Annotated in this window: 3 protein-coding genes; 2 read left to right on the forward strand and 1 reads right to left on the reverse strand. The window is 46.1% G+C overall.

Going from position 1 to position 3,664, the window contains the following annotated elements:
* On the reverse strand, positions 1-458 hold a 458-nt coding region (locus tag HKN88_07230; protein ID NNC97850.1), incomplete at its 3' end, for a MurR/RpiR family transcriptional regulator.
* 167 nt (positions 459-625) lie between these two features.
* On the opposite strand from HKN88_07230, the gene HKN88_07235 reads away from it, so the two are divergent.
* Together HKN88_07235 and HKN88_07240 are read left to right on the forward strand one after the other, a co-directional pair.
* On the forward strand, positions 626-3,097 hold the full coding sequence (locus HKN88_07235) for a TonB-dependent receptor (protein NNC97851.1): 2,472 nt from the start codon (positions 626-628) through the stop codon (positions 3,095-3,097).
* 103 nt (positions 3,098-3,200) lie between these two features.
* Positions 3,201-3,664: aminotransferase class I/II-fold pyridoxal phosphate-dependent enzyme (locus HKN88_07240; GenBank protein ID NNC97852.1), on the forward strand; the 464-nt coding region annotated here is incomplete at its 3' end.

Genomic DNA, 3,664 nt, shown 5'->3' on the forward strand with positions numbered 1-3,664 from the left:
CGTAAGCCTAAAATATACACTCGTTCACTGGCATTCAGGGTTTCGGTTGAAGCGAGTAATTCCAAGAGTTTGTCATTAGCCAGACTGGATTGAATGTTTGCAATATCTTGTTCGCGAATTTGCTCAAACAAGGCGGTAATATTTTTTGATCCTTGCTGCTGAACATTTTCAAGGCGTGATACAAAATCGGTGTCAGGTTTTGTCAGCCTCTGAACAAAGGGCGCGCGAAATTCCGCGTATTTATTAAAGCCCAGATTTTTGCTCAAACGACTGATCGTTGTGGGCTTAACCCCGGCATCCCTGGCAATGTGACGCATCGATTTCAAGGCAACATCCTCGGGGTGATCGAGTATATATTTCACCGCTTTGTACTGTTGTGGCGCAGATTCACCCAGTATGTCGGAAAGTTGTTGCATAACTTCAACAAAATTTAAAGTTGTTTTTGCTTTGTTTGTCATAAATATTCGAAAAGTGTTGTATTTCAGCCTATAATGAATGATACATTTGTGTTGTGATTGTAACATCAGTGAAACAAATGTTTCTCTCTCATAAGAAACGCTGAAACGTTTATTGAAAAATTGGCAATAATTTGCATTGTTCCATCTATAAAAATGAGGTTTTGATAATGAAGCAAAATTGGAAAAAAATAAGTCTGGTTGCTGCTGTTGCTGCATCCATGGGTCTGCTGCAAAGCCCGACCTATGCTGCCGATAATGTGATCGAAGAAGTGATTACCATTGGTACCCGGAGCGCCAAACCGCGAACCGCTGCCGACTCCACGGTTCCTGTGGATGTGATCTCTGCCGAAGATTTCAATGCCCTCGGCAGTACCGCGGATCTGACCGATAACCTGAAAGCTGCGATACCGTCATATACCGCAACCCCGGCCACGGGTGATGGTAGTGCATTCGTACGACCAACTTCATTACGTGGCACGGCCCCTGATCAGACTTTGGTTCTGGTTGATGGCAAGCGTCGCCATCGTTCGGCTCTGGTGCAATTCTTTGCTCCCGCTGCCGGTAACGGAGCACATGGTGTGGACGTTGGGATGATCCCGGGAATCGCACTTAAAAGCGTGGAAGTCTTGCGTGATGGTGCTGCCTCCCAATATGGTTCCGATGCAATCGCCGGTGTGATCAACTTTGTGACTAAAGATGCTTCCGAAGGTGGCGAATTGCAAGTTCAATATGGCGAGCATTATGAAGGCGAGACCAGCACCAAGTTTGCCGCCAATGCCGGTTTTGCTGCTGGCGAAAATGGTTTTATAAACGCCAGTATCGAATACGTAGATAACGAAGCTTTAAGTCGTGGTATTCAACGTCCGGTTGCCCAAGCACTAATTGATGAAGGTGTTATGGGTGTGGGTCAAGACGCGGTGTTTGGTGATGCGCCACTTGTACAAACCTGGGGACGCCCTGAAACCAGCGGTACGCGTATTTTCGTTAATTCAGGCGTCGAACTTGCGGGTGGTTCAGAATTGTATGGTCGAATTGGTTACGCAGATACCGATGGTCGATATAGATTCTTTTATCGAAATGGTATTCTTCCAAGTTCATTAACGGATCCAGCTGATCCTTGTTCAGGTAGTGGTCACAGCACATTAATTGCGATTTGTAACTCGGGCTTTAGCGGAAACCTGCTTAACACAGGTTACACTCCTTATTTAGATGGTGCACAAAATGATCTGAGTCTTGTTGCTGGCAGGCAGGGCGAGTTTGCCGGAGGTACTTCCTATGACTTTAGTATTGGTTACGGTAAAAATGAGCTTGATTATACGCTGAACAATACATTGAACGGTGACCTCGCACTGGTAGGTGGTCAGCCACAACGTGATTTCGATGTGGGCGGTTATGAACAAGCCGAATTGAATTTGAATGCAGATTTCTCACGCCCGATCAGCGATACGCTCAACGTTGCTTATGGTGTTGAATGGCGCGAAGAAACCTATACTGCATTCGCCGGTGAACCAAACTCTTACGAGGGTGGCGGTTCCAGTGGATTCAGAGGCATTACACCGGAAAGTTCTGGGGAATTTGATCGTGATAATATTGCTGTCTATGGTGATGTTGAGCATGATGTGAGCGATGCATTGCTCATGCAATATGCATTGCGATATGAAGATTTCTCTGATTTTGGTAGTACGGTAAATGGTAAAGTTGCCGCACGCTATCGTGTCAACGATGCATTAGCTCTACGCGGTGCTGTGTCTACCGGTTTCCATGCACCAACGCCTGGTCAGTCGAACGTGAGTACCATTATCACAACTTTCGATGGCGCAACAGGATTGCAAGTTGAGGAAGGACTTATTCCTGCAACTGATCCGGCTGCAATTTCAGCCGGTGGCGCTCCGTTAAAAGAAGAAGAGTCAACAAACCTGAGTTTAGGATTCACCACCAGTATTGGTGATAATACTAATTTAACGGTTGATTATTACAACATCGATGTTGCGGACCGCATTTACAGAACAGGGGATATACAGATAGCTGATCCAGCTGCCCCTGGTGGTGAACGCACAATTTCTTTCTATACTAATGCAATCGATGTAGAACACAGTGGTGTGGATGTGGTGTTAACCTCAGCCTTCGACTGGTCATCCTACACATCTACCGATCTTACATTTGCTTATTCATATAACAAGGTTGACGTAACCGATCAAAAACAGATTCCGACCTTGAATGATATGGGTGCGACTGTACTCGTGGCTCCGGTAAGCACTTCGACTGTTGAAGATATTGAAAATAACTATCCAAATAGTCGGTTCACGTTGACCGCAAATACCGACTTTGGTGATCGCTGGAACATGTTGGTTCGTGCCAATTATTATGGGGCTCACTATGATGAGCGGGGCACCATTGGTGCGGCCAGTAACCCAAGTGCCGAAATTGATGCGACCACATATTTTGACGCAGAACTTGGATTCCAGTACACCGAAAATCTGAAGTTTAGTCTGGGTGCTGTCAATATCTTTGATGAGTACATAGACGAGGTAGGTCCTCCCAATGCCAACCGTTTAAGCGTGGGTCTGCAGTATCCTCGCCGGAGCGCGGCTAACTATGAAGGTGGGTCCTGGTATTTCAAAACTTCTTATAAGTTCTAATAAGTACCAACAAATGTTCGATTAAGTTCGAATCATCAGACCGGCTACAGCAAATGTTGTGGCCGGTTTTTTTTAACACCAGTTATTTTTGGATTGCCAAATCATGCAGATTAATCTCAAGCCGGTCTTTGTAAATAAAGCACCATCTTCAACGTTAGCGATTAACGAGGACGTGCAAAAACGCTGGGCTTCCGGCAAACGCGTTTTGCATATGGGTTTTGGGGAGTCTCGTTTTGCTGTGCATGAAAAATTACAACGGGCATTGCAGGCGCATGCTTGTGCAAAAAGTTACATGCCCTCGCAAGGCTTACCCGAGTTGCGTGAAGCCGTTGCAGCGTATTACTCTGATAAGCACCATTTGCTGTTTAATGCGGACCAGGTTTTGATCGGACCGGGCAGTAAAGCCTTGATCTATGCCCTGCAGCTGGCTCTGGATGCCGACCTGTTTTTGCCTTCGCCATCCTGGGTGAGTTATGCGCCACAAGCTGAATTACTCGGGAGTCGTATTTTTTATGTGCCATCACGGGTTGATGATGGCTACAGTTTTGACCTCAAGGCATTCGCCGT

The sequence above is a fragment of the Gammaproteobacteria bacterium genome (assembly GCA_013001575.1).
Taxonomy (GTDB): Bacteria; Pseudomonadota; Gammaproteobacteria; order Steroidobacterales; family JABDMI01; genus JABDMI01.

What these genes read in the sequence shown, in the direction of transcription:
- HKN88_07235 (NNC97851.1), top strand. Translation starts at nt 626, where the DNA reads ATGAAGCAAAATTGGAAAAAAATAAGTCTGGTTGCTGCTGTTGCTGCA.